Annotated in this window: 14 protein-coding genes and 1 riboswitch; of the genes, 9 read left to right on the top strand and 5 right to left on the bottom strand. The window is 61.9% G+C overall.

Translation table 11 applies throughout. From position 1 onward, the window contains the following. Window positions 1-3 precede the first annotated feature (3 nt). Window positions 4-1035 carry a DUF1838 family protein gene (locus R3E77_06105; GenBank protein MEZ5498986.1) on the bottom strand — a complete coding sequence of 344 codons (1032 nt, stop codon included), beginning with the start codon at window positions 1033-1035 and terminating at the stop codon, window positions 4-6. Window positions 1036-1144: 109 nt separating this feature from the next. On the opposite strand from R3E77_06105, the gene R3E77_06100 reads away from it, so the two are divergent. Next, complete coding sequence (locus tag R3E77_06100; protein MEZ5498985.1) at window positions 1145-2029, top strand: alpha/beta fold hydrolase; 885 nt, start codon at window positions 1145-1147, stop codon at window positions 2027-2029. Window positions 2030-2062: 33 nt separating this feature from the next. Further along, window positions 2063-3649, top strand: a complete 1587-nt coding sequence (locus R3E77_06095) for an FAD-binding oxidoreductase (GenBank protein ID MEZ5498984.1) — start codon at window positions 2063-2065, stop codon at window positions 3647-3649. 3 nt (window positions 3650-3652) lie between these two features. Here the strand turns inward: R3E77_06095 and rhlP are convergent, their stop codons facing one another. Beyond that, entirely contained in the window at window positions 3653-4519 is an 867-nt protein-coding gene (gene rhlP, locus R3E77_06090) for a rhombotarget lipoprotein (protein ID MEZ5498983.1), read from the bottom strand. 254 nt (window positions 4520-4773) lie between these two features. Between rhlP and R3E77_06085 the strand changes: the two genes are divergently transcribed. Genes R3E77_06085 through R3E77_06070 form a run of 4 tightly spaced genes read left to right on the top strand, consistent with a single transcriptional unit; the run spans window position 4774 to window position 9019 of the window. Then, window positions 4774-5955: a UbiA family prenyltransferase gene (locus R3E77_06085; protein ID MEZ5498982.1), complete on the top strand. Its 1182-nt coding sequence runs from the start codon at window positions 4774-4776 to the stop codon at window positions 5953-5955. Between the two features lie 9 nt (window positions 5956-5964). Beyond that, window positions 5965-7737, top strand: coding sequence for a hypothetical protein (locus tag R3E77_06080; GenBank protein MEZ5498981.1), 1773 nt, complete (start codon window positions 5965-5967; stop codon window positions 7735-7737). Beyond that, the gene (locus R3E77_06075; GenBank protein MEZ5498980.1) at window positions 7734-8105 is read left to right on the top strand and encodes an EamA family transporter; all 372 of its coding nucleotides are present in this window, start codon (window positions 7734-7736) and stop codon (window positions 8103-8105) included. The genes R3E77_06080 and R3E77_06075 overlap by 4 nt, the downstream gene beginning before the upstream one ends. Window positions 8106-8107: 2 nt before the next feature. Beyond that, the gene (locus R3E77_06070; GenBank protein ID MEZ5498979.1) at window positions 8108-9019 is read left to right on the top strand and encodes an NAD(P)-dependent oxidoreductase; all 912 of its coding nucleotides are present in this window, start codon (window positions 8108-8110) and stop codon (window positions 9017-9019) included. Here R3E77_06070 and R3E77_06065 read toward each other — a convergent pair. Continuing rightward, a complete protein-coding gene (locus tag R3E77_06065; protein MEZ5498978.1) occupies window positions 9001-10200 on the bottom strand; it encodes a VanZ family protein in 1200 nt (399 codons plus the stop codon). The genes R3E77_06070 and R3E77_06065 overlap by 19 nt on opposite strands. Window positions 10201-10213: 13 nt before the next feature. Here R3E77_06065 and R3E77_06060 point away from each other — a divergent pair, with 13 nt between their 5' ends. Continuing rightward, a complete protein-coding gene (locus R3E77_06060) occupies window positions 10214-12517 on the top strand; it encodes a PQQ-dependent sugar dehydrogenase (protein MEZ5498977.1) in 2304 nt (767 codons plus the stop codon). 137 nt (window positions 12518-12654) lie between these two features. Beyond that, window positions 12655-17511, top strand: a complete 4857-nt coding sequence (locus tag R3E77_06055) for a fibronectin type III domain-containing protein (GenBank protein MEZ5498976.1) — start codon at window positions 12655-12657, stop codon at window positions 17509-17511. 21 nt (window positions 17512-17532) lie between these two features. Here R3E77_06055 and wecB read toward each other — a convergent pair whose 3' ends face one another. Beyond that, a complete protein-coding gene (wecB, locus tag R3E77_06050) occupies window positions 17533-18621 on the bottom strand; it encodes a UDP-N-acetylglucosamine 2-epimerase (non-hydrolyzing) (GenBank protein MEZ5498975.1) in 1089 nt (362 codons plus the stop codon). 140 nt (window positions 18622-18761) lie between these two features. Then, window positions 18762-18850, top strand: a riboswitch (cyclic di-GMP riboswitch). A 98-nt stretch (window positions 18851-18948) separates the two neighbouring features. On the opposite strand from wecB, the gene R3E77_06045 reads away from it, so the two are divergent. Next, on the top strand, window positions 18949-20481 hold the full coding sequence (locus R3E77_06045) for a putative Ig domain-containing protein (protein ID MEZ5498974.1): 1533 nt from the start codon (window positions 18949-18951) through the stop codon (window positions 20479-20481). On the opposite strand, the gene R3E77_06040 is transcribed toward R3E77_06045, so the two are convergent. Beyond that, window positions 20474-21820, bottom strand: a complete 1347-nt coding sequence (locus R3E77_06040) for a phosphomannomutase (GenBank protein MEZ5498973.1) — start codon at window positions 21818-21820, stop codon at window positions 20474-20476. The two genes, R3E77_06045 and R3E77_06040, sit on opposite strands and share 8 nt — an antisense overlap. Between the last annotated feature and the right edge of the window lie 35 nt (window positions 21821-21855).

Below are 21855 nucleotides of genomic sequence, written 5' to 3'. Positions count from 1 at the left end.
GTGTCAGCGCAACGGCGGCTTCGCGCCACCTCCGCCAAAGGCGGGCGGCGCCTGTGGCGGTTGCGGCGGTGTCCAGCCTGGCGGCACCGGGGCCGGCTTTTGCTCGCGCGCATAGTTCTCGAGACTGGACAAAGAAGGCCCATAGTCCTCGGTCGGCGCCGAGAGCCACTTTTCGTCCATGGCGCGTGCCGCAGCCACCAGGTCCTGAGGCAAGTCCTTGATGCCGCCAGGTAGCGTCGCGAAGTTCGTGAAATAGCTGCAGTGACCCGGCGCCTGGCCCATCAACATCCAGGGCAGCCAAGGCGTGATGCGCGACCAGGATCCGACGATAGGCAGCGAAGTGATATTCGGATTCTCGACGTCTTTTTGCTGGACCGTGTATTTGAAAAGCTCGGACACACGACTCATGGGACCGGCAGACTCTCGCGGCCATTTGTCCGGCTGAAGGGCGCTCGGGTAATAGAGGTGAATGTCGGTGGAGAGAATCAGTGTGCCGTTGGGTCCGTAGTTCCAGTCGAGCAGCAGCGGTCGACGCGGGGGTTTTTCCTTGTTGAGACCGCCGTAGGATGGCGGCTCTGGCGCCCACTCGCTGATCGTGAAATTGAACGGGTCATTCGCGATGGGTACGACTCGCACATCCTCGTCGGTGTAGGGATTGTGCCAGGTCTCCATGATCTTGCCGGTAGCGATATCGCGGTAGAACACGATCTCGCGCAACAGGCGGCGCCAGCTGCCGTCTTCCAGCAGTTTGGTGCGCGTAAAGCTGAAGCCTTCGGCAATGAATAGCGGCCGGACCTTTTCGTTCTCACGAACGCCATAGACCGTACCGCGTAGCCAGCCCAGCTTCTGCTTGGTCGGATCCAGCTCGCCGTCGATGCGGGCGAACGTGTCGCGGTTCCATTTGGGGTTCTTGAAATCGACTCGCGTGACGAACTTGACACGGGGTTTGGCAGCGAGCTTCGGTGCGACAGAGGCTGCGGCAACGCCTGCCGCGAGACCGAGCGTGGCGCGTCGGGTAATCCTAGATTCAACCATTGAGTCATCTCCTCGAGTTCACCAGAGCGATTCAGCCGACCAACTGTCGGATATCCATTGCGCGCGGCGAGCAGCATGGCCGACGCGCGTGATTAGATCATGAGAACCGATGCCTCAGAATACCCTCACACGTCGCCACATCATGCAACTGCTCATCGCAAGCGGCGCGGCGAGCATGGCCTACGCAGGGGCGAGCGCGCCACAATATACGCTGCGCACGACCGAAGGACGGGCCATTTCCGTCTGGCACTGGCGGCCTCGCGGCAAGCGGCGCGGAACCATCCTGTTTTCGCACGGCGCCGCTTCGGCACCCTGGAAGTATTTGAAGCTGATCAAGCCCTGGGTGGGCGGCGGGTTCGAAGTCCACGCCCCGCTGCATGTCGATTCGACCGATCACCCGAAGATCGCCGACTTCCCGGGCCTGGCCAGCTGGAAGGCGCGACTCGAGGACATGCATTTGCTCGCCGACCAGCTTGGTGATACACAGCGCCTCGCGGCCGGCCACAGTTACGGTGGATTGGTCGCGCTTACGCTGGCAGGCGCGGCAGCCATTGCGCCGCCCGGTTACGCCGGCGCATTGCGCGATGCCAGGACCATTGCCGCGATCGCCTTCTCGCCGCCGGGTCCGATTCCCACGCTGATCGATGTCGAAGGCTATGCGACGCTCGCCGTGCCCGCCCTGATTCAAACCGGCAACCTGGATATTCCACCCGGCGCGGCGGCCGAGGATTGGCGCTCGCACCTCGCGGCCTATGACGCTTCGGCACCCGGCGGCAATCGATATGCGCTGACTTTGCAGGGGGTCGATCACTATTTCGGTGGACTGATCTGCCGACCCGAGGCGCAGGGACCACAGCAACGACGGCAACTGGACGTCGCGGTACGATTGTCGACTTTGTTCCTGAAGGCCTACGGCGCCAATGACGCCGCGGCGCGCCGCCGACTCGACGCCGAAATCAGCGCGGCGGGACCCGTCGTGCTGACGCGCAAATAAGCCGGCAGACCAACCTCGAGTGGGATACCGCGGATGACAAATCAGGCTCCCGATGTGCATGAGCTGATGCAGCGCCTGGCGAGCGCAATGCCAGCGGACCGCATCGCCCAAGGGGATATCGTCACCACCTTCGCAACCGACGTGTATCGCCGCCGCGAATTGCCGGTTGCCGTTGTGCGCCCGCAGTCCGTGGAAGAGCTGCGGGCCGCTGTCGCCACCATTACGTCGGCCGACTTCGCAGTATTCACCCGTGGCGGAGGCGCCTCCTATACCGACGGCTACCTGCCGTCGACGCCCAGATCCGCCCTGCTCGACATGGGCGGCCTCGATCGCATCGTCGAAATCAATCAGGAGGATTGTTACGTGACGGTCGAGGCGGGCGTGACCTGGGCGGCGCTCAAGACTGCGCTGGACGCGCTGGGCTTGCGAACGCCGTTCTTTGGTCCTTTTTCCGGCCTTGCAGCGACGGTAGGCGGTTCGGTATCGCAGCACTCCATCAGTCACGGCTCAGCGCGATATGGCACAAGCGCGGAGTCGGTGCTCGCGATGGATGTCGTTCTCGCATCCGGCGAGTTGATTCGCACGGGCGCGGCGGCGCGTGGCAGCGCTCCGTTCTGTCGTTGGTACGGACCCGATCTGGCGGGCCTGTTCGTCGGCGATTGCGGGACGCTCGGCGTCAAGGCGCGGATTACCCTGCCGCTGCTGCGCCGTTACGATGAATTCCGCTGCCTGTCCTTCGGTTTCGCAAAGCTGGACGACATGGCCAAGGCGCTACGCGCCGCCGGGCTGGAGCGGCTCGAGGATGAGCATTTCGCAATCGACGCGGCGCTCTCGCGCGGCCAGATCGCCCGCCAGGAACGTACATCGAAGCTCACACTCATCCGCAACCTCTGGGCGACGGCGCCTTCCACCGGCGCTGCAATTTCGCAGCTGCTGCGAACCGCGTGGGCCGGCACGCGCCAGATGCGCAACTGCGAATACAGCGTCCATTTCATTATTGACGGATGTTCAGGCCAGGACGTGAGCGCAAGGAGCCGGCGCTTGCAGGAGCTGATGGAATCGGCAGGCGGCTGGTCGATGGTCAACACCGTCCCGGCCGTCGTACGCGGCATGCCCTTCGCCCCGTTGATCAACACTCTCGGCCCGAACGGCGAGCGCTGGGTGCCTGTTCATGGCCATCTGCCGTATTCGCGAGTCGCGGATTTCCACCGCGATCTGACCGCATATTTCGCGCAACACGCGACCGAGATGAAACAGTTGGGAGTCTGGCACGGCGGCATGTTCATGTCGGTCGGAAGCACAGCGTTCCTGTATGAAATTGCGCTCTACTGGCCAGGCGAACAGACGGCCTACCATCGCAAGGTCGTTCCTGCCGAATACCTCGCATCCCTCCCGAGCTATCGCGACGAAGCGGCTGTGAATGAATTCGTGGAGAAGCTCAAGCGGGGATTGATCGATCTTTACAGCCGGCATGGCGCGACACATTTTCAACTAGGCAAGAGCTATCCCTACGGCAGTGTTCTCGACAAGGCTGCTCTCAATTTGATCCGCGCGCTGAAGTCGGCAGTCGACCCGAAGCACTTGATGAATCCGGGCGCTCTGGATCTGCCAGACGCCTGATCATCATCGTTCCGGGCCGTCGTCGTCACGCGTGCGTCGCGCCGCGAGTGCGCCGAGGAGAAGCAAGCCGATTGCGACGAGCTGAGCGCAGGTAATTGCGCCACCCCCTCCATCGCGCGCGACAGTGCGCACCGGCGCATCCCCGGCCTTGACCCGGGTCTCGAAACGTCCCACCTCACCTGCGAGATTTTCAATGAGGGAGTCGGCGGCTTGCTCGAAGCCGGCTGCCGATTGCATGCGCAGTTTGCGATCTGCGGCGCTGATCGTCGTCGCGCCGGCAACGCTGCTCGTGCCCCCGGCACGCAACAACAACCGGCGGCTGTGCGGTTCGACCACAGCGAGGTCGAGCAAGGTGCTGGTGGACTGATCGTGGCCGCTCACCAGGTAGGCGCCGACGATGGTCAGGTACCAAAGCGATCGGTCGTTTTCCGTACTACGCGCGATCTGGTCATAGGACATGACACCGACAAGGTCGAGCTGCAAGAGCGCGGAAACCTGCTCGAGCTGCGCAAACCCGCCGCCTGCGGTCAGATAGTAGTCCGGCACGACGGTAATGCTGGATACGTACTCGAGGGAGCGAAATCGCTCCGCCACCCGCTCAACGATCTGCTCGCGCTGGGCAGCATCGGGCGCTGCCCCCTCGCCCGCTGGCAGGAAACTCAGCCCGACGCGCAGCGGCAGGCGCAGTTGCACGCTCTCCTCGACCCTCGGCACATCGCCTTCTGGATACAGATAGCTCACGAGTGGCGTCGAGGCGGCGTGCTGCGAGCGGCAACTCGTAAAGCAGAATGAGTCGAGTTGCGCGCAACCGGGCAGGACTGCCAGCGCGGCTGCCAGTGCCTTGAACCTGTGACGTAAGGCCGGACTCATGGCGATTGACTCCTGAAAAAGAACGATGTTTAATTAGAACAGATAATTAAACAATGCTCAATAGTGGCGTGGTTCCATGGTGCGCGTCTTGAACCGCGTGCTAATGTCCGCGCAGTCGATCCCAGTCCTGTTGCTGACCGGCAATGCCGCCCTCCCAAACCGACGCCAGCGAACTACTCCTTCGCCTTCACCCAGATTTGACGCCGGTCGACTTGGCAAGCGAGATGGGTTGGCGGCGACTCAAGGCGCGGGTGATGCGACGACTGCGCCCAGGAGGCGTAGCGCAGGATGTGCAACCCGACCCGGCGCGATTGCCGACCAATCCCGCCGCCGTTGCCTGGGTGCGCGAGCAGATTTCCCATGGCGCGGTGGTTACCGTGCTCAGCCCATTCGACGATGCCTGGAACCACGCCTGGGCCCAGGCCAACGAACTGCAATGCAGCTTTGCCGGCGAAAGTCAGAGCAACCTCACCCAGCCTCCTGCGACAGCATCTGCCGGGCCCGCAGGGCGCCGCGGGCCATCGCGTCTCAAATCTGTATTGCGCGTCATGCGCGTTCATCAGTGGCTCAAGAACCTCCTGCTCTTCGTACCTTTGTTCACTGGGTTTTCGTTGTTCGATCTCACTCGCGCACCGAAGATGATCCTCGCGTTCCTGGCATTTTCGTGCGTCGCCTCTGCCACCTACGTCGTCAACGATCTGTGGGATATCGACAGCGACCGCGCACATGCGCGCAAGGTCAGGCGTCCATTGGCCAGCGGCCAATTATCCGTCGTTGCAGCGCTTTGGCTGGTCGTCGTTCTCGCTTTCGCGGGCTTCGCGCTCGCAAGTATGGTGTCGCACACTTTTGCCTGGATTGTCGTCCTGTATGTCGCTGCCACCTTGACCTACAGCAGCGTGCTGAAGTCCATCGTTTTGATTGATGCCGTAACGCTGTCACTTTTCTATGCGCTGCGCATGTTGGCCGGAGGCGTTGCCGCCGATATTCCGCTCAGCACGTGGTTGATCGCGTTCGCGCTGTTCATCTTCCTCAGCCTCGCCCTGCTGAAACGATGCTCCGAACTCATTTACCTCCAGTCCGAGGCACGCGCGTCCGCGGCGGGACGCGACTACCAGGTCAAGGATCTCGCCGTGCTTTGGCCCTTGGGCGTAAGCAGTGCGATTGCTGCCGTAGTCGTCTTCGGACTTTTCATAAGCCAACCCGACACCCAGGCGCGATACGCGACGCCTGAACTGCTCTGGCTCGTTGCGGTGGCACTCATCTACTGGTGCGGGCGGCTGTGGATCAAAGCGAATCGCGGCGAGATGCACGACGATCCGATTATTTTCGCGCTCCGCAATCGCGGCAGTCTCGTTACGCTCGCCGCAATGATAGGCATAACTGTGCTTGCACAGTTCGTATCGCTACGCCGCTTGGTCGAGTGGATAGAATACTGAAAGAAGCAAATGGCGTTGACGCAAAGGCAAACTTGGATTGCGACAGCGTATTGCGCGTTGCTCGCTGCCCTGTCGATAGCCTTGCAGGGCTATCACTTCGGCGGCGGCAACCAGGCGTTTTATATTGCCTACTCCCTGCGCCTTGACGAACTCCCGCAATTTCATTCGGATCCGTTCTACCAGACTCTCCCCAATTTTGTATCCGCGTTCTGGTGGCTTGTCAGGCAATTCGCGACCGACGAAAACATCGACAGCGTTTTCCTCGCACTCCACTATCTTGGTCGCGCCGCCGGCTTTGCGGCGCTGGGTTACATGCTGCTGCAATTGGGTCTGCGACATTCGCAATCGGCCGTCGTGCTGCTCGTGCTGGCAGCAAGTCCGCTCCTCAATGGCAGTACACCTGTCGGTTTTCACGGCCTGTTCGTAAACGACCTGACGCACTCGTCAATGGCCTGGCCCTTCGTCGTGCTGGCGCTGGTTTTCGCAACCCGAAGTCGTTGGACTCTGGCGGCGTTCATGGCAGCGATCGCATTTGATATCAACGCATTTGTCGGTATCTGGACAGTTTGCGCATGTGCAGTGCTGGTATTTTCACAACGGACGACCTTCAACTTGACAGTACTTGGCAAGGCGGCGTCCGTGTTCACCGTGATCGCTCTGCCAGTGGTCATCTGGATCCTGAAGGCCACCCATGACCAGGCCGACGCGGCACCCTTTGACTACCGTGAATACATACGTGGCCACTACGCCGCGCACTTCCTGATTGAAAATGCCAAGGCGGTTGACCTCGCACAGATGCTCTGCGGCTGGATCGTCTACTCGTTTGCCGCACGGCGCCTTGGCGCGAGGGCGTGGTTGACTGTCTTGCTCACGTTCATGGCACTTTTTGCGATCGGCTGTATCGCGCCGTATCTGCTCAACTCGCGAAATCTCTTCAATCTGCATCTGTTGCGCGTCGACGGCGCGATACAGTTCATCGGCCTGGCACTGGCCACTGCCTGTGCTATCCGATTGGCTGGTACCGACGATTCGGCATTCGACCGCTCACTTTCACTATTGATTCTGCTCGGCGTCGCGACGGGCTACATGGCACCGGCTGCGACCGCAGTCATCGCCATCTTGCTGGTAAGACCGGCCCGACTCGTCTGGATTGCAGCGCTCGCGCTTGCTGTCATGTTCGGCCTCTTCGTTCATGCGGGTAAAGTCGAGGGGATGCTTTTCGCCGTGGCGGTACTGTTGCTGTTGGTCGCGCAATCGTCACCAGCGCGTTGGCCATCTGCGCCGTTCTGGGCCAAGGCGATCGTCGTCGTTGTACTTGCATCTGCCGGCTGGGCCATTCAATGGCGCAACCAGGTGATGCCGACGCCCGAGCAGGCCGCGCGCGATGCCGACTGGCTGGCTGCCGCCGAATGGATACGCGCCAATCACATCGGCGAAACCGTTCTGGTGCCGCTTGCAACCAACGTGGGCGTCAATACCGACCAGAGCTTCCAATTGCTCACTCGCACGCCAACGTGGGTGGAATGGAAACAGGGCTCCGCGGTCATGTGGGCACCCAGGTATTACCATGTGTGGCGTGAGCGACTGGACGGCGTCGAACCGCTGCGCGACGCGCCCGCACTCGCCGATTACGCAAGAGCGCACGATATTCACATCTTCGTCGCGCCGAACGGCCCTGCCGGCGAGGTTTGCGGCGGTGCCGCGCCGCTCTCGCAGTTTCGACACTTTTCCGTCTGTAGAATCGTCGCGACCCCTGGCACCGAACCGAATGGATCCGCATGACACCCACGAACTTCCTGCTCATCATCACGGGCGTGCTGCTCAATGCGGCGGCACAATTGCTGCTCAAAGCAGGCACGAACAGCCTGGGCACGATCAGTTTCAGCGCCCTCTCGTCGATCCGAAGCTTCATGCATGTCGCGTTCCAGCCATTCATCGTGGCCGGCCTCATGTGCTACGTCTTCAGTGTGGCTATCTGGATCGCTGCACTTTCGCGGACTGATGTCAGTGTCGCCTACCCCATGCTCTCCATCGGGTATGTCGTGAATGCCATTTTCGCCTGGTGGTTGCTCGGCGAATCGTTGGGCGCCACGCGCATCGCCGGAATCTTCGTCATCCTGGTTGGCGTTACGCTGCTCTACAAGAGCTGACCATGCGCTGCCTCGTTACCGGCGCAAACGGATTCCTTGGCGGCGCCACTGTCGCAGCCATCGCTGCTCGCGGTGGCACGACGATAACCACGGATATCGAAGGCAGCGTGGACCATCGTGGGGATCTGGCCGACATAGCGTTCTGCAACTCATTGCCAGCCGTCGATTGCGTCGTGCATTGTGCGGCCGTGCAGTACATCCGGCGCGACATACCCTTGATAACCCGCAGCGCCTGGTTTCACCGCAACAACGTTCTCGCAACGAAAAACCTCTGCGATAGATATGCCGATGCGCGGACTCACTTCGTTTATGTCGGCACCAGCATGATGTACCAGGCCATGAACGGCGAGGATTTGCTCCCTACGGCTGCACTTGCCGGTCAGGGAGTCTATAGCGACAGCAAACTGGCCGGGCTGCGACGGGTCCAGCAGTTGCCCCGCTGGTCGTGCATGGTGCCTTGCATAATTGGCGGCCGCGGCCGGGAGGGTCTGTTTCGCGGATTCGTCAATAGCATACGGCGCGCAGGCATCGCGATCGTGCCTGGACCATGCCGCCATGCGACGCACATGGTGCACGTCGAAGATGCGGCCAATCTGTTGGCGTTGATTGCACTCGGCAATCACCAGGGCATATTCAATGCGGCCGCCCCGACGCCACTCAGCATCTTGCAGTGGATCGATGAAATAGCATCTGAACTCGGCGCATCACGGGTCACGAGATTGCACATTCCACTGCCGCTCGTGTCTGCGATCGCTGTCACAAGCCGATATCGACTGCTGGCACGCGAGCAATTGCAGATGCTGCGTCATCGACATGTTCTCAACACCGATGCTTCGCTCGCGCTCGGCTGGAAACCGCTTCGGAGCAATGCACAGATCGCCCGCGAAATCGCCCGCTATATCTGCGACGGGTGATTCTGCGACCGGGCGCGTTCGGCGCCGCCCGCACGGCCCCGAAACGCGGACGACAACATGAACAACGCCAGCAACAGGACCATCAGCGGGTCGGTGATTTCCGCTACACGCCCTGGCATGTAACGCTGGCAGAACTCAACGGTCAACGAAGTCAGGACGAGCGCCGCGCAACCGAGAACCAGGCTACCGGCCGTTGCCGAGCTGACCCAGAGCAAGCCGCCGTAGACGAGCAGTTTTTCCATGAAGCTGCGGTAACCGCTCGCCTGATCGCTTTCAAGGAAGCCCGACATCGGACTCCAATAGAACGGCCGCGCGAAGGTCTCCAGATCAAAGGGCAGCAGTCCATACAAGGCCACCGCCAGGAGCGACAGGACGAAAATCGGCAGTCGCGTCTGACGCCACGGAATCGTACGCGTCGTGACCGCGACAGGCAGAGCCAGGATCCAGGCAATACACTCGTTCCACTCGAGCACCTGGCCGCGAACAAGCAGGCGCGCACCCAATCCGGCTGCAACCACGATGGCGAGCGCGCGCCAGAAATAGTCGCGGCTCACACTGGCACGGATCGCCGTGACAACAATGAGTGTCATGGCAAAAAAATACGCCACCTGCGCGCCGGACAGATCCGAGCCCAGAAATTCCTGCCAATGCACAGCCAGCTTGTACAGACCAAGATCGGGTACGAATGGTACGCAATGAATGGCCAGCCACAGGAACACCAGGGCGGCCGGAAGCATCGGCAACTGTCCGTGCCGAACCCACTTCAGTCGGCGGACATTGATGTCGCCATAGACTCGCGCCATCGTGAGCCCAAGGACGGCGCTCAGGATGTTGAGAACCACGTCGGTCAGGCTTGGGTCCCGCGCAATGACCGCATGTTGCAGTGTCTCGAGCGCGGCCGAAGCAATACCTGCGATGAAAGCTGCCGCGACGACGGCGATGCCGACCGACCATCGTCTCGGCAGAAACGACGCAAGAGCCGCGCCGAAAGGCACATAGAAAAGAATGTTGACAATAAGGTCCGCCGGCAAGGGCCGCTTCAGGTACCAGCTGAACGGAAACGAGCTTCGGTCCGGATGCCACAGCGACTGCCAGTCGAAGGTGAATGGATACAGCGACCCGTAGACAATCAACGCAATTGCCAGTACAAGGGCAGCCCAGCGGGATGGAATGTTTCGCACGGATGTCACCATTATGACAGCAAGCGTTTTCGGCGCGTCGAATGTGCCGCGCCATGCCCTACTAGCCTGCATTGCGTGTGTCATTGCTGGCTGCGGCGGCGGCGGTGGCTCGGCTGGAACCATTTCACCGCCACCGCCGCCGACGTCCACCGCTGGTCTCTCCGCGCGCCCTTCCAATACTACTTGTATTGCGGGCGATCGCCCTGTCGATGCGACCGGCAGTTTTGCGCTCGAGTCCGCGCCCGCGTTTCCAAATCTCTCGTTCCAGACTCTCAGCGATCTGAAACAGGCACCGGGAGACAATGACTTCTGGTACGTCCTCGAGTTGCGCGGCGTTATCCGCCGATTCGCCAACGACCCGGCAGTGGACGCGACAGACTTGATGATGGACATTCGCAGCCGCGTTTCCGACCTCGGCCCAGGCAGCGATACCGGCGCAGTGGGTTTTACTTTTCACCCGAATTACCCGACTGACCCCAGGATATTCATCACCTACACGGTTGCGATACCCAACCGTTTTGTTATCCACGTGTCGTCGTTCAGAACGAACGATGGCGGCCAGACCTTCGACCCAAATTCCGAAACGGTGCTCCTCGAGGTCGAGAAGACCAACGTGTACCACGACGGTGGCTTCCTCGCATTCGGACCTGACGGTTTCTTGTATGTCGGCATCGGTGACGGCGGCGGTTACGGCGATGACCATCCGCCCATAGGCAATGGCCAGAAAACCCAGACCGTCATGGGAAAAGTCCTGCGCATCGATGTCAGCGGCAGCTCGGGCACAGTGCCGTACCGCATACCGGCCAGCAATCCATTTGCCGGAAATCCGGCGTGCAACGTCAATGGCACGAGCACCAGCAATTGCCCGGAGATTTTTGCCTGGGGATTCCGCAATCCTTTTCGGGGCAGTTTCGACCGATCGACCGGACAGCTGTGGATTGGCGATGTTGGACAGGAGCGTTGGGAGGAAGCTGACCGAGTCACTCTTGGCGGCAACTATGGCTGGCGTTGCTTCGAGGGCACGGGAGTATTCAACAGCGACTGCGGCACGGCACAGAATCTCCTGCCTCCGGTCGTGCAATTCGCGAACCCGGGCGGCTCGGCAATGATCGGTGGCTACGTCTACCGCGGCCAGGCGATACCGTTGCTGCGTGGCAAGTTTGTCTTTGCTGATTTCCTGAAGGGCGCTTTCTTTGTCGACGCCACCGCCACGCCAACTGTAACAAAGGTATTCGGCGGTGATCCCAGCCTGGGCGACGGCAAGGATATCGGCGTCGGCGGGATCGTTGCGTTTGCTGAAGACCAGGCCGGGGAAATCTACATCGCGGACTACTTCGGTTCGGTTGTCAAACTCACTGCAACCGGTATTGGCAGTGGCCCCAGCTTGCCCTCACAACTCTCGCAAACTGGTTGCGTCGATTCCAGCAACCCGAGCTCCCCTGCGACTGGACTCATCCCCTATGCGCCGGCTGCGCCATTCTGGTCGGATGATGCGATCAAGCGCCGCTGGATTGCGCTGCCAAACAACAGCAGGATCGATGTCTCCGCGGCGAGTGGCGATTGGGATTTTCCCAATGGCACGGTGCTGATGAAGGATTTCAGCATCGGCAACCAGTTGGTCGAGACGCGATTCTTCATGCGCCACAACGATGGCAGCTGGGCGGGCTATACCTACGAATGGAATGCGGCCCAGTCGGAGGCGACGCGCGTGACCGGTGGCAAGGACGTCACGGTCGCGGGCCAGGTCTGGCATATTCCGTCGGAAGCGGAATGCCTTTCTTGCCACACACAGGCCGCCGGACGGAGCCTCGGGCTCGAGACCGCACAACTCAACTCGAATTTTTCCTACCCCTCGCAGCCTTCGCCGCCGTTCACAGGTCGGACAGACAATCAACTGCATACCTTGGCGGCCGTCGACTTGTTTGCGCCCGCGCTTACGCAGGACCCGGCCTCCTTGCCAGCGCTGCCCGATCCCTATGGAAGCACGGGGACATTGGCCGAGCGCGCCCGGGCCTGGCTACATACGAATTGTTCGCAATGCCATCGGCCAAATGGCGGCGCGCCATCCACCATGGATCTGCGCTACAGCACGGCCATGGATCAGACCAATACCTGCAACGCGGACCCTGCAAATACGCTGGGTGTCGCCAATGCGCGCTTGATCAAACCGTCCGATCCGGATGGTTCGATCGTCTACCTGCGGATGAATCGACGCGGCGCCAATCAGATGCCGCCGCTCGCGAGCAACCTCGTCGACACGCGCGGCGCGCAATTGCTGCGCGACTGGATCGCGGGCATGAACAGCACCTGCCAGTAGATGTAAAATCTGCCAACGTGACTGTCGGCATATACCGACAGGAATCTGTTCAATCGCGATTTTCCGCTGGCACTGGATCTGTGCGGCGTGTCACGATTTGGGTCTTGCATTCGCCGGCCCAGTCTGTCTGAAGAACAATGAAAATTTCCGTTTTGATCACGCGAGTGTGCGCCGTGAGTGCACTGTGCGTGCTTGCTGCCTGTACGGGCGGTCCTGCTGTTGAATCCCTTGCTGCGCCCGTAGTCGACACGACGCCGCCAACCGTGCCGGCGAGCGTTGCCGCCACCAAGATCGCTGCGACGACAATTCGTCTGACCTGGTCGCAATCGCAGGACAGCGAATCGGGCGTCAACGGATATCGCATCTACCGCAATGGTTCGGCGCAGGCGATGGCGAGTGTCGCCGCATCGGTGCTGAGCTACGACGATGATGGTCTCGCGCCGAATACGGACTACACCTACACCGTTACAGCATTCGACGCGGCCACACCTGCCAACGAATCGGCGCCGAGTACGACGACTGCGGCCGTGCGCACCGATCCACCGAACACGAGCGATACAACGCCGCCCTCAGTGCCGTCGGGACTCGGTGCAAATGCGCCAAGCGCGGGATTGGTCAATCTGAGTTGGTCGGCTTCGACGGACAATGCGGGTGGATCGGGCATGGCCGGTTATCGCGTCTTCCGCGACGGCGTGCAGATCACGAGCGTCACCGGCACGTCCTATGCCGACAGCAGCGTAAGCGGCAATGTCACCTACAGCTATACCGTCGCGGCCGAGGACAACGCTGGCAATGTGTCGGCGCAATCCACGCCCGCGCAGGTGACGACGCCGGCCGCGAGCGATACCACGCCGCCGTCGATCCCGCAGAACGTGAGTGCAACGGCCAATTCCTCGCAGCGCATCGATATCAGCTGGTCGGCCTCGACCGACACTGGCGGATCGGGCCTTGGCGGCTATCGCGTCTTGCGCAACGGCACACAGGTTGCGAGCGTCGGCGCGAGCACGACCAATTATTCCGATGGTGGACTCACGCCCAACACGACCTACAGCTATAGCGTCATCGCCTTCGACAACGACGGCAACGCGTCCTCACCCTCTTCAGCCGCAAGCGCCACCACACCAGGCGATACCACGGCGCCGCCGACGCCCGGCGGACTCAGCACCCAGACGCTCAGCACGTCTGCGATACGACTCAGCTGGAGCAGCGTGATCGACACCGGCGGGTCGGGTCTTGCGGGCTATCGCATCTACCGCGATGGCATCCAGATCAATGAAGTCGGTTCCGGGCAAACGAGCTATGACGACACCGGCCTTGCCATCAACAGCAGCTACAGCTATCGCATTGCGGCCTTCGACAATGCGGGGAACGCGTCACCGCAGTCTGCGGCCGTTACTGGCACGACCAGTGCCGATACAACAGCGCCCAGTGTTCCAACGGGCCTCGCCGGCAACGCGACGAGCTCGACGTCCGTATCACTCACCTGGAATGCCTCGACGGATACGGGTGGGTCCGGCCTTGCGCAATATCGCATTTATCGCGGCGGCAGCCAGTTGGCCAACGTACCCGCAGGTACCACCGCCTATACAGACAACACGGCGCAGGCCTCAACGACCTACGCGTATACGGTGACGGCGGTGGACGGCGCCAACAACGAGTCGGCCCCTTCGAGCGCGGTCAATGTCACGACGCCAGCCGCTGCCGACAACACGGCGCCGTCCGTGCCGACGGGATTGACGGCGAGCGCGCCGAACGCCGGGCTGGTTGATCTCAGCTGGAATGCCTCAACCGACAATGCCGGTGGCTCAGGGCTTGCCGGTTATCGCGTCTTCCGCGACGGCGTGCAGATCACGAGCGTCACCGGCACGTCCTATGCCGACAGCAGCGTAAGCGGCAATGTCACCTACAGCTATACCGTCGCGGCCGAGGACAACGCTGGCAATGTGTCGGCGCAATCCACGCCCGCGCAGGTGACGACGCCGGCCGCGAGCGATACCACGCCGCCGTCGATCCCGCAGAACGTGAGTGCAACGGCCAATTCCTCGCAGCGCATCGATATCAGCTGGTCGGCCTCGACCGACACTGGCGGATCGGGCCTTGGCGGCTATCGCGTCTTGCGCAACGGCACACAGGTTGCAAGCGTCGGCGCGAGCACGACCAATTATTCCGATGGTGGGCTCACGCCCAACACGACCTACAGCTATACCGTCATCGCCTTCGACAACGACGGCAATGCGTCCTCACCCTCTTCAGCCGCAAGTGCCACCACACCAGGCGATACCACGGCGCCAGGTGCGCCGACGGGGTTGAGCGGCAACGCGACCAGCTCGACGTCCGTATCACTCACATGGAATGCCTCGACGGATACGGGTGGCTCCGGCCTTGCGCAATATCGCATTTATCGCGGCGGCAGCCAGTTGGGCAACGTGCCCGCAGGTACCACCGCCTATACAGACAACACGGCGCAGGCCTCAACGAGCTACGCCTATACGGTGACGGCGGTGGACGGCGCCAACAACGAGTCGGCCCCTTCGAACACGGCCAATGTCACCACGCCGGCGCCACCGGATACCACTGCTCCCACGGTACCGCAGGGACTGACCGCGACGGCGGTGTCGTCGAGCCAGATCAACCTCAGTTGGTCTGCATCGACCGACAATGCGGGCGGCTCGGGGTTGGCGGGCTATCGCGTGCGTCGCGGCGGCGTGCAGATCGCGCAAGTCGGCGCCGGTACGACCACCTACAGCGACACGGGTCGCAGCGCATCGACCCAGTACAGCTACACCGTGCGTGCCTATGACAACGCCGGCAACGAATCGGCGGATTCGAACACGGCATCGGCGACTACGCCGGCCGCCCAAGTCAGCGGCATGAGTCAGCGGCCGAGCAACACGAGCTGCGTCGCGCCGCAACGGCCCGGCACCGGTGGTGGACCACTCAACCTGAGTGCGCCGCGAGCATTCCCCAACCTGACGTTCCCCAACCTCAGCGGTGCCCTGCAGGCGCCCGGCGACAACAGTCGCTGGTTCGTCACCCAGCTGAACGGCGAAGTACGCAGTTTCGCCAATAACAGCAGTGTTTCCAGCACAGCGCTTGTGCTCGATATCAAATCTCGCGTCTCGACTCAGGGAGAAGGCGGTCTGCTCGGCCTGGTCTTTCATCCGAACTTTCCGACCGATCCGCGTGCATTCGTTCACTACACGACGACCGCAAACGGCCCGTTCCAATCGCGCATCTCCGAGTTCCGAACCACCGACGGTGGTGCCACGCTCAGTGCATCGAGCGAGACCGTACTGTTGACCATTGATCAGCCCGAAATCAACCACAACGGCGGCTTCATCGTGTTCAGTCCAACCGATGGCAATCTGTACTTTGGCATTGGTGACGGTGGCGGCGCGGGCGATCAACACGGCAGCATCGGCAATGGGCAGAACACGCAGACACTGCTCGGCAAGATCCTGCGCATCGACATCTCGGGCACGAACGGCTCGGTGCCCTACCGCATTCCGGCCGGCAATCCATTTGCCGGCAACGCGGCCTGCAACGTCAATGGCTCGGGCTCGAGCAACTGTCCCGAGATCTTCGCCTGGGGCTTTCGCAATCCCTGGAAAGGCTCCTTCGATCGCTCGACCGGTCAGCTCTGGGTCGGCGATGTCGGCCAGGATACCTGGGAGGAAGTCGACCGCGTGAACGTCGGTGGCAACTACGGGTGGCGTTGTCGCGAGGGCGCGAGCAGCTTCAACAGCAATTGCGGCTCTGCCCAGAATCTTCTCGATCCCATCGCCCAGTACCGCAATGCGGGCGGCTCGAGCGTAACGGGCGGGTATGTGTATCGCGGCAGCGCCATTCCGGGTCTGGTCGGGCAGTATGTGTTCGCCGACTTCTTCGATGGCCTCTACCGCATCGACAATGCAGCAAGCCCCACGACGACGCTCAGCAACCCGGTCAATGTGGGCGTCACGTTGGTTGGCTTTGCAGAGGACCAAGCCGGTGAGCTGCTGCTGGTCGATTACTTCGGCTCGCTGTATCACCTGCAGGGCTCGGGCGGCGGCGGCGGCAACACCATCCCCGATCAGCTCAGCCAAACGGGCTGTGTCAATGCGAGCAACCCGACCCAACCCGCATCGGGCCTGATCCCCTACGCCCCCGGCGCGCCGTTCTGGTCCGATGGCGCCGTCAAGCGCCGCTGGATCGGTCTGCCCAACGGCCAGACCATCAGCACCTCGGGCAGCAATGGCGATTGGGACTTCCCCAATGGCACGGTGCTGGTCAAGGACTTCTCGCTCGGCAATCAGCTGATCGAGACCCGCCTGTTCATGAAGCATCCCGATGGCGTCTGGGCGGGTTACGTCTACGAGTGGAATGCCGCACAGACCGAAGCGACCCGCGTCACCAATGGCAAGGACATCAGTGCCAGTGGCCAGAGCTGGCACATCCCGAGCGAAGCGGAGTGCCTGCAGTGCCACACCGGTGCCGCCGGACGCAGCCTCGGGCTCGAGACCGCGCAGCAGAACAGCAACTACGCCTATCCCAGCTCGCCCTCGCCGCCCTTCACCGGCAACACCGCGAACCAGCTCTATACGCTCAACAGCATCGGCGTCCTGTCACCGGCCATCACCGATCCGGCCGCGCAGCCGGCGTATCCCGACCCTTACGGCAGCAGCGGCACGGTCGCTGAGCGTGCGCGCGCTTACCTGCACACCAATTGTTCGCAGTGTCATCGCCCTGGTGGCGGCACGCCGGTCAGCATGGACCTGCGCTACCAGACCACCATCGCCTCGACCAACACCTGCAATGTCGATCCGGCCAACCCACTCGGCATCGCCGGTGCCAAGCTCATCGCTCCGGGCAACCCCGCCGCGTCGCTCATCTATGTGCGCATGAACCAGCGTGGCACCAACCAGATGCCGCCCATCGCCACCAACCTCGTCGATACCCAGGGCGCCGCCCTGCTAAACCAATGGATCTCCTCCATGAATGCCAGCTGCCAATGAACGACACAACGGTGGAATTATTCAGATCCGGGATTTGAGACTCGCGACCACACGCGCAGCCGCATGCCCATCCCACAACGGCGGCCGCTGTCCGAGACGCCCTTCAATTTGCAGCACTGACGACAGCTCCTTGACCAGTGTCGCGGGGGTCACCAGGCGATTGGAGCCCAGGGTGACGGTGACGGGCCTTTCGGTATTCTCCCGCAAGGTGAGACATGGAATGCCGAGGTAGGTTGTCTCCTCCTGCACACCGCCCGAGTCGGTGATAACCGCACGTGCGCCGACCACGAGGTTCATGAACGGCACATAGCCCAGGGGCTCGATCAAATGGATCGAGGGCGCTTTTTCGAGTGACTGGAGCAGATCGAAAGACTGCAGCATCTTGCGGGTACGCGGGTGAACCGCAAAAACGAGCGGCAGGTGTTCGCCCGCCGACAATAGCTGCGCTACCAGAGGTTCGAGTGCCGCACGCGTGTCCACATTGGACGGACGGTGCAAGGTGACCACACCGTAACTTCGGGGCTGCAGGCCCAACAGGGCCCGCGTACCGTCGGCTTCAATTGCCTCGCGCATCATTTCGTAGCTGTCGATCATGATATTGCCGACGCACTCGACGCGCTCCGGCGGGATGCCTTCCGCGCGCAGGTTCTCATCACCGTCGGCCGAAGGCGTCCAGAGCAGGTCCGCAATGGCGTCGGTCATCAGCCGGTTGATTTCCTCGGGCATGCGCCGGTCGCGCGAGCGTAATCCGGCCTCGAGATGCGCCACGGGAATCCAGAGCTTCGCCCCTACCATGGCACAGGCTACGGTCGAATTGACATCGCCCACGACCACGATCCAGTCAGGCTTTTCGGCGATGGCGACTTTCTCGTAGGCGATCATCACCTTGCCCGTTTGCTCGGCGTGCGAACCGCTGCCAACTTCCAGGTGGAAATGCGGCGCCGGCAGGCGCAGATCACGGAAGAAAGCATCGGACATATTCGGGTCATAGTGCTGCCCGGTGTGCACGATGAACGGCTTGCACCAGGGTTCCTTTGCAAGCGCGTGATAAAGCGGTGCGATCTTCATGAAATTCGGTCGTGCCGCGGCGATGAGATGGATTTTCTTCATGGATTCGTTGCGGTTGTATTGCGCGCGTGGGTGGATCGCAGAACCTGGCATTTGAACTTAATTGGCTGCTCTGTCGTTGTCGCGCGACGTGGGCATTCTACGACATCTTGCGCATCGTCAAGAGTCGCGATCTACTGGCCACTATTCAAGGGCAAACCCATCGCGAGATGGGGACGCAAAGCCTCCGGTCTGGCGATCACATGATCGCGCAGATAGCGGGGTTGCCGGCAGACAAGCGGCCGTGGGCCGCACGACTGTCGTCAATCATGCGACCAATTCGGTCCCGCATCCGTGGCGCTTTGCGTTCTGGCAAAGGACGTAAGACGGATGCATATCAGAGTGCTGCGAATACTGGTAATTGCCAGTGTCTTGCCGGTGGCAGCCGGCTGCCTGGATGACAAGAATCTTGCCGACAAGACGCAGCAGAACATCGCATTCGATACCACCGCACCGCCGGAAGCGATCGCCGGCACTGCATACAGCTTCCAGCCGGTCGTGACCGACACGGCGGACGAGTCATTCAGCTTTGAGATTCAAAACCCGCCGACCTGGGCGGATTTCGATCCGAGCACCGGCTTGCTCAAGGGCACTCCCAGTGATGCCGATGTTGGCGAAACCGCAGAGATTACGATTACGGCGAAGAGCACACGTCGCAGTGGCTCCGTCGGCCCTTTCCGGATCCGCGTGCGGCCGCGACGCAACTCCACGTCGCCGGTTCCGGTCGACCAACCGCCCGTGATTGGCGGCACACCGCCCACCAGCGTCAACGCTGAGTCCGTTTACAGCTTTCAGCCTACCGCTGTCGACCCCGAGGGTGCGACGCTCACTTTCGCAATCGTCAATCGCCCGTCCTGGGCGCGCTTCGACACGCGGTCTGGGCGCTTGAGCGGCACGCCCGCCACGAGCGATGCAGGCAATTTCCGCGACGTGACCATCAGCGTGAGCGACGGCAGCCAGAGCGCGGCGATGCCCGCATTCTCCATCGACGTGATCGCGCCGCAGACGCCGGCGAATACACCGCCCGAGATTGGCGGCGATCCGCCCGCGACGGTTACCGCCGGCCAAAACTACAGCTTTACGCCGAGCGCACGCGATGCGGATGGCGATGCGCTCAGTTTTTCGATCGACAACAAGCCCGCCTGGGCCAGTTTCGACGCTCGCAGCGGCACCTTGTCCGGGTCGCCTGCGGGCGCCGACGTGGGTACCTACTCATCGATACGCGTTACCGCCAGCGATGGCATCGCGTCGACAGCCATGCCGCTGTTCTCGATTACGGTGCAGAGCGCTCCGGTCACCTCGCCCACGCCGCCCGCACCGGGCAATTCACCACCTCATATCACCGGCACCCCTGCGAGCTCGGTCGCGGCGGGCAACGCCTACGGCTTCCAACCGTCGGCCCAGGACCCCGACGGCGACAGGCTCACGTTCACCATCGCCAACAAGCCCGCTTGGGCCACATTCGACACCAACACCGGTCGACTGAGCGGCACGCCCGGCGCGACCGATGTCGGCGACTACCGCAATATCACCATCAGCGTCAGCGACGGCCAGGTGAGCGCGTCGTTGCTGCCATTCACGCTCAGCGTGACTGGCGCAACGGTCGGCAGTGCGCGGCTCAGCTGGGTCGCGCCGACCACCAATACCGACGGCAGCTCGCTCGACAATCTGGCGGGATTCAGGATCTACTACGGCAATGCCTCGGGGCAGTTGACTCAGTCGATCGACATCGCCGACACCAGCGCGAGATCGTTCACCGTGAACAACCTCGGCAGCGGCAGCTGGTATTTTTCGGTGGCAGCCTATGCCACCACGGGTGCCGAAGGCGTCCGTTCCAGCATCGTATCGAAGACGATCAACTGAGCTGTTCGAGGAGTTCTCCGGTTCGCGCCTGCATCAGCGCAACGTCGCCACGCGACTCGACATTGAGTCGGATCAGGGGTTCGGTGTTCGACATGCGCAGATTGAAACGCCAGTCAGCGAATTCCATCGACAGGCCATCGGTGAAATCGACCGTCGTCGCCTGGCTCTCGTAGCGGCGCTGTACCGCTGCGATCGCGGCCCTGGCATCCGCAAGTTTGCGGTTGATTTCGCCGCTGGCTGGAAAGAGCCCCATGCGCTCGCCGACCAATTGCGATAGCGACTTGCCCGATTCGCAGATGGTCTGGAGCACCAGCAGCCAGGGAATCATGCCGCTGTCGCAGTAAGCGAAGTCGCGAAAGTAATGATGGGCGCTCATCTCGCCGCCATAGACAGCATCGACTTCGCGCATCCTGGCCTTGATGAAGGCATGCCCGGATTTGCACAGCACCGGTTTGCCGCCGAGTCGCGTCACGACATCGATGGTGTTCCAGGTCAGGCGCGGGTCGTACACGATACTCGCGCCGGGAAACCGCTTGAGAAAGGTCTCGGCCAGAAGACCGACGATGTAATAACCCTCGATGAAGCGCCCGGTTTCGTCGAAGAAGAAGCAGCGATCGTAATCGCCGTCCCAGGCAAGCCCCACGTCCGCCTTATGGCGAGCAATGGCGTCGATGGTCGGCGCGCGGTTTTCCTCGAGCATGGGGTTTGGCACGCCGTGCGGAAAGTCGCCGTCGGGCTCGTGGTGAATCTTGATGAACTCGAACGGCAGCATGGGCTCGAGCGCATCGACGACGAGGCCGGCGCCGCCATTGCCGGCATTGACGACGACCTTCAGGCGCTTCAACTTATCGCGATCGACGTAGCCCAGCAGGTGCTCGTGATAGCGCGCGCTGATATCCACCGCCGAACGCGTGCCTGGCGCCGGCGCCGGTCCCGGCAATTTTCCCGATGCGATCAGGTCGCGCATCTGCAGCAGGCCGGTATCGGCGCTGATTGGCCGCGCGCCTTCGCGTACGAATTTCATGCCGTTGTAATCGGGTGGATTGTGGCTCGCGGTCACCATGATGCCGCCGTCGTAACCGTCGGCAAAGGTTGCGAAATAAGTGCCTTCCGTTCCGCAAAGGCCGATGTCATAGACATCCACGCCGCTGTCGAGCAAGCCGCGGGTGAGCGCGGCGGCGAGATCGGCGCTCGTCAGCCGGATGTCGCGGCCGACGCAGACGCGCTTGGGTTTGACGAATGCCGCATAGGCCTGGCCGATCTTGTAGGCGAGATCGGCGTTGATTTCATCCGGGATACGCCCACGTACATCATAGGCTTTGAAGCTGTCGAGATTCATGGCCATGCCAGTGTAGCGCGCATCGCGCCCGTTGC

The sequence above is a fragment of the Steroidobacteraceae bacterium genome (genome assembly GCA_041395505.1).
Taxonomy (GTDB): Bacteria; Pseudomonadota; Gammaproteobacteria; order Steroidobacterales; family Steroidobacteraceae; genus JAWLAG01.
This window is presented reverse-complemented; position numbering and strand designations above follow the sequence as displayed.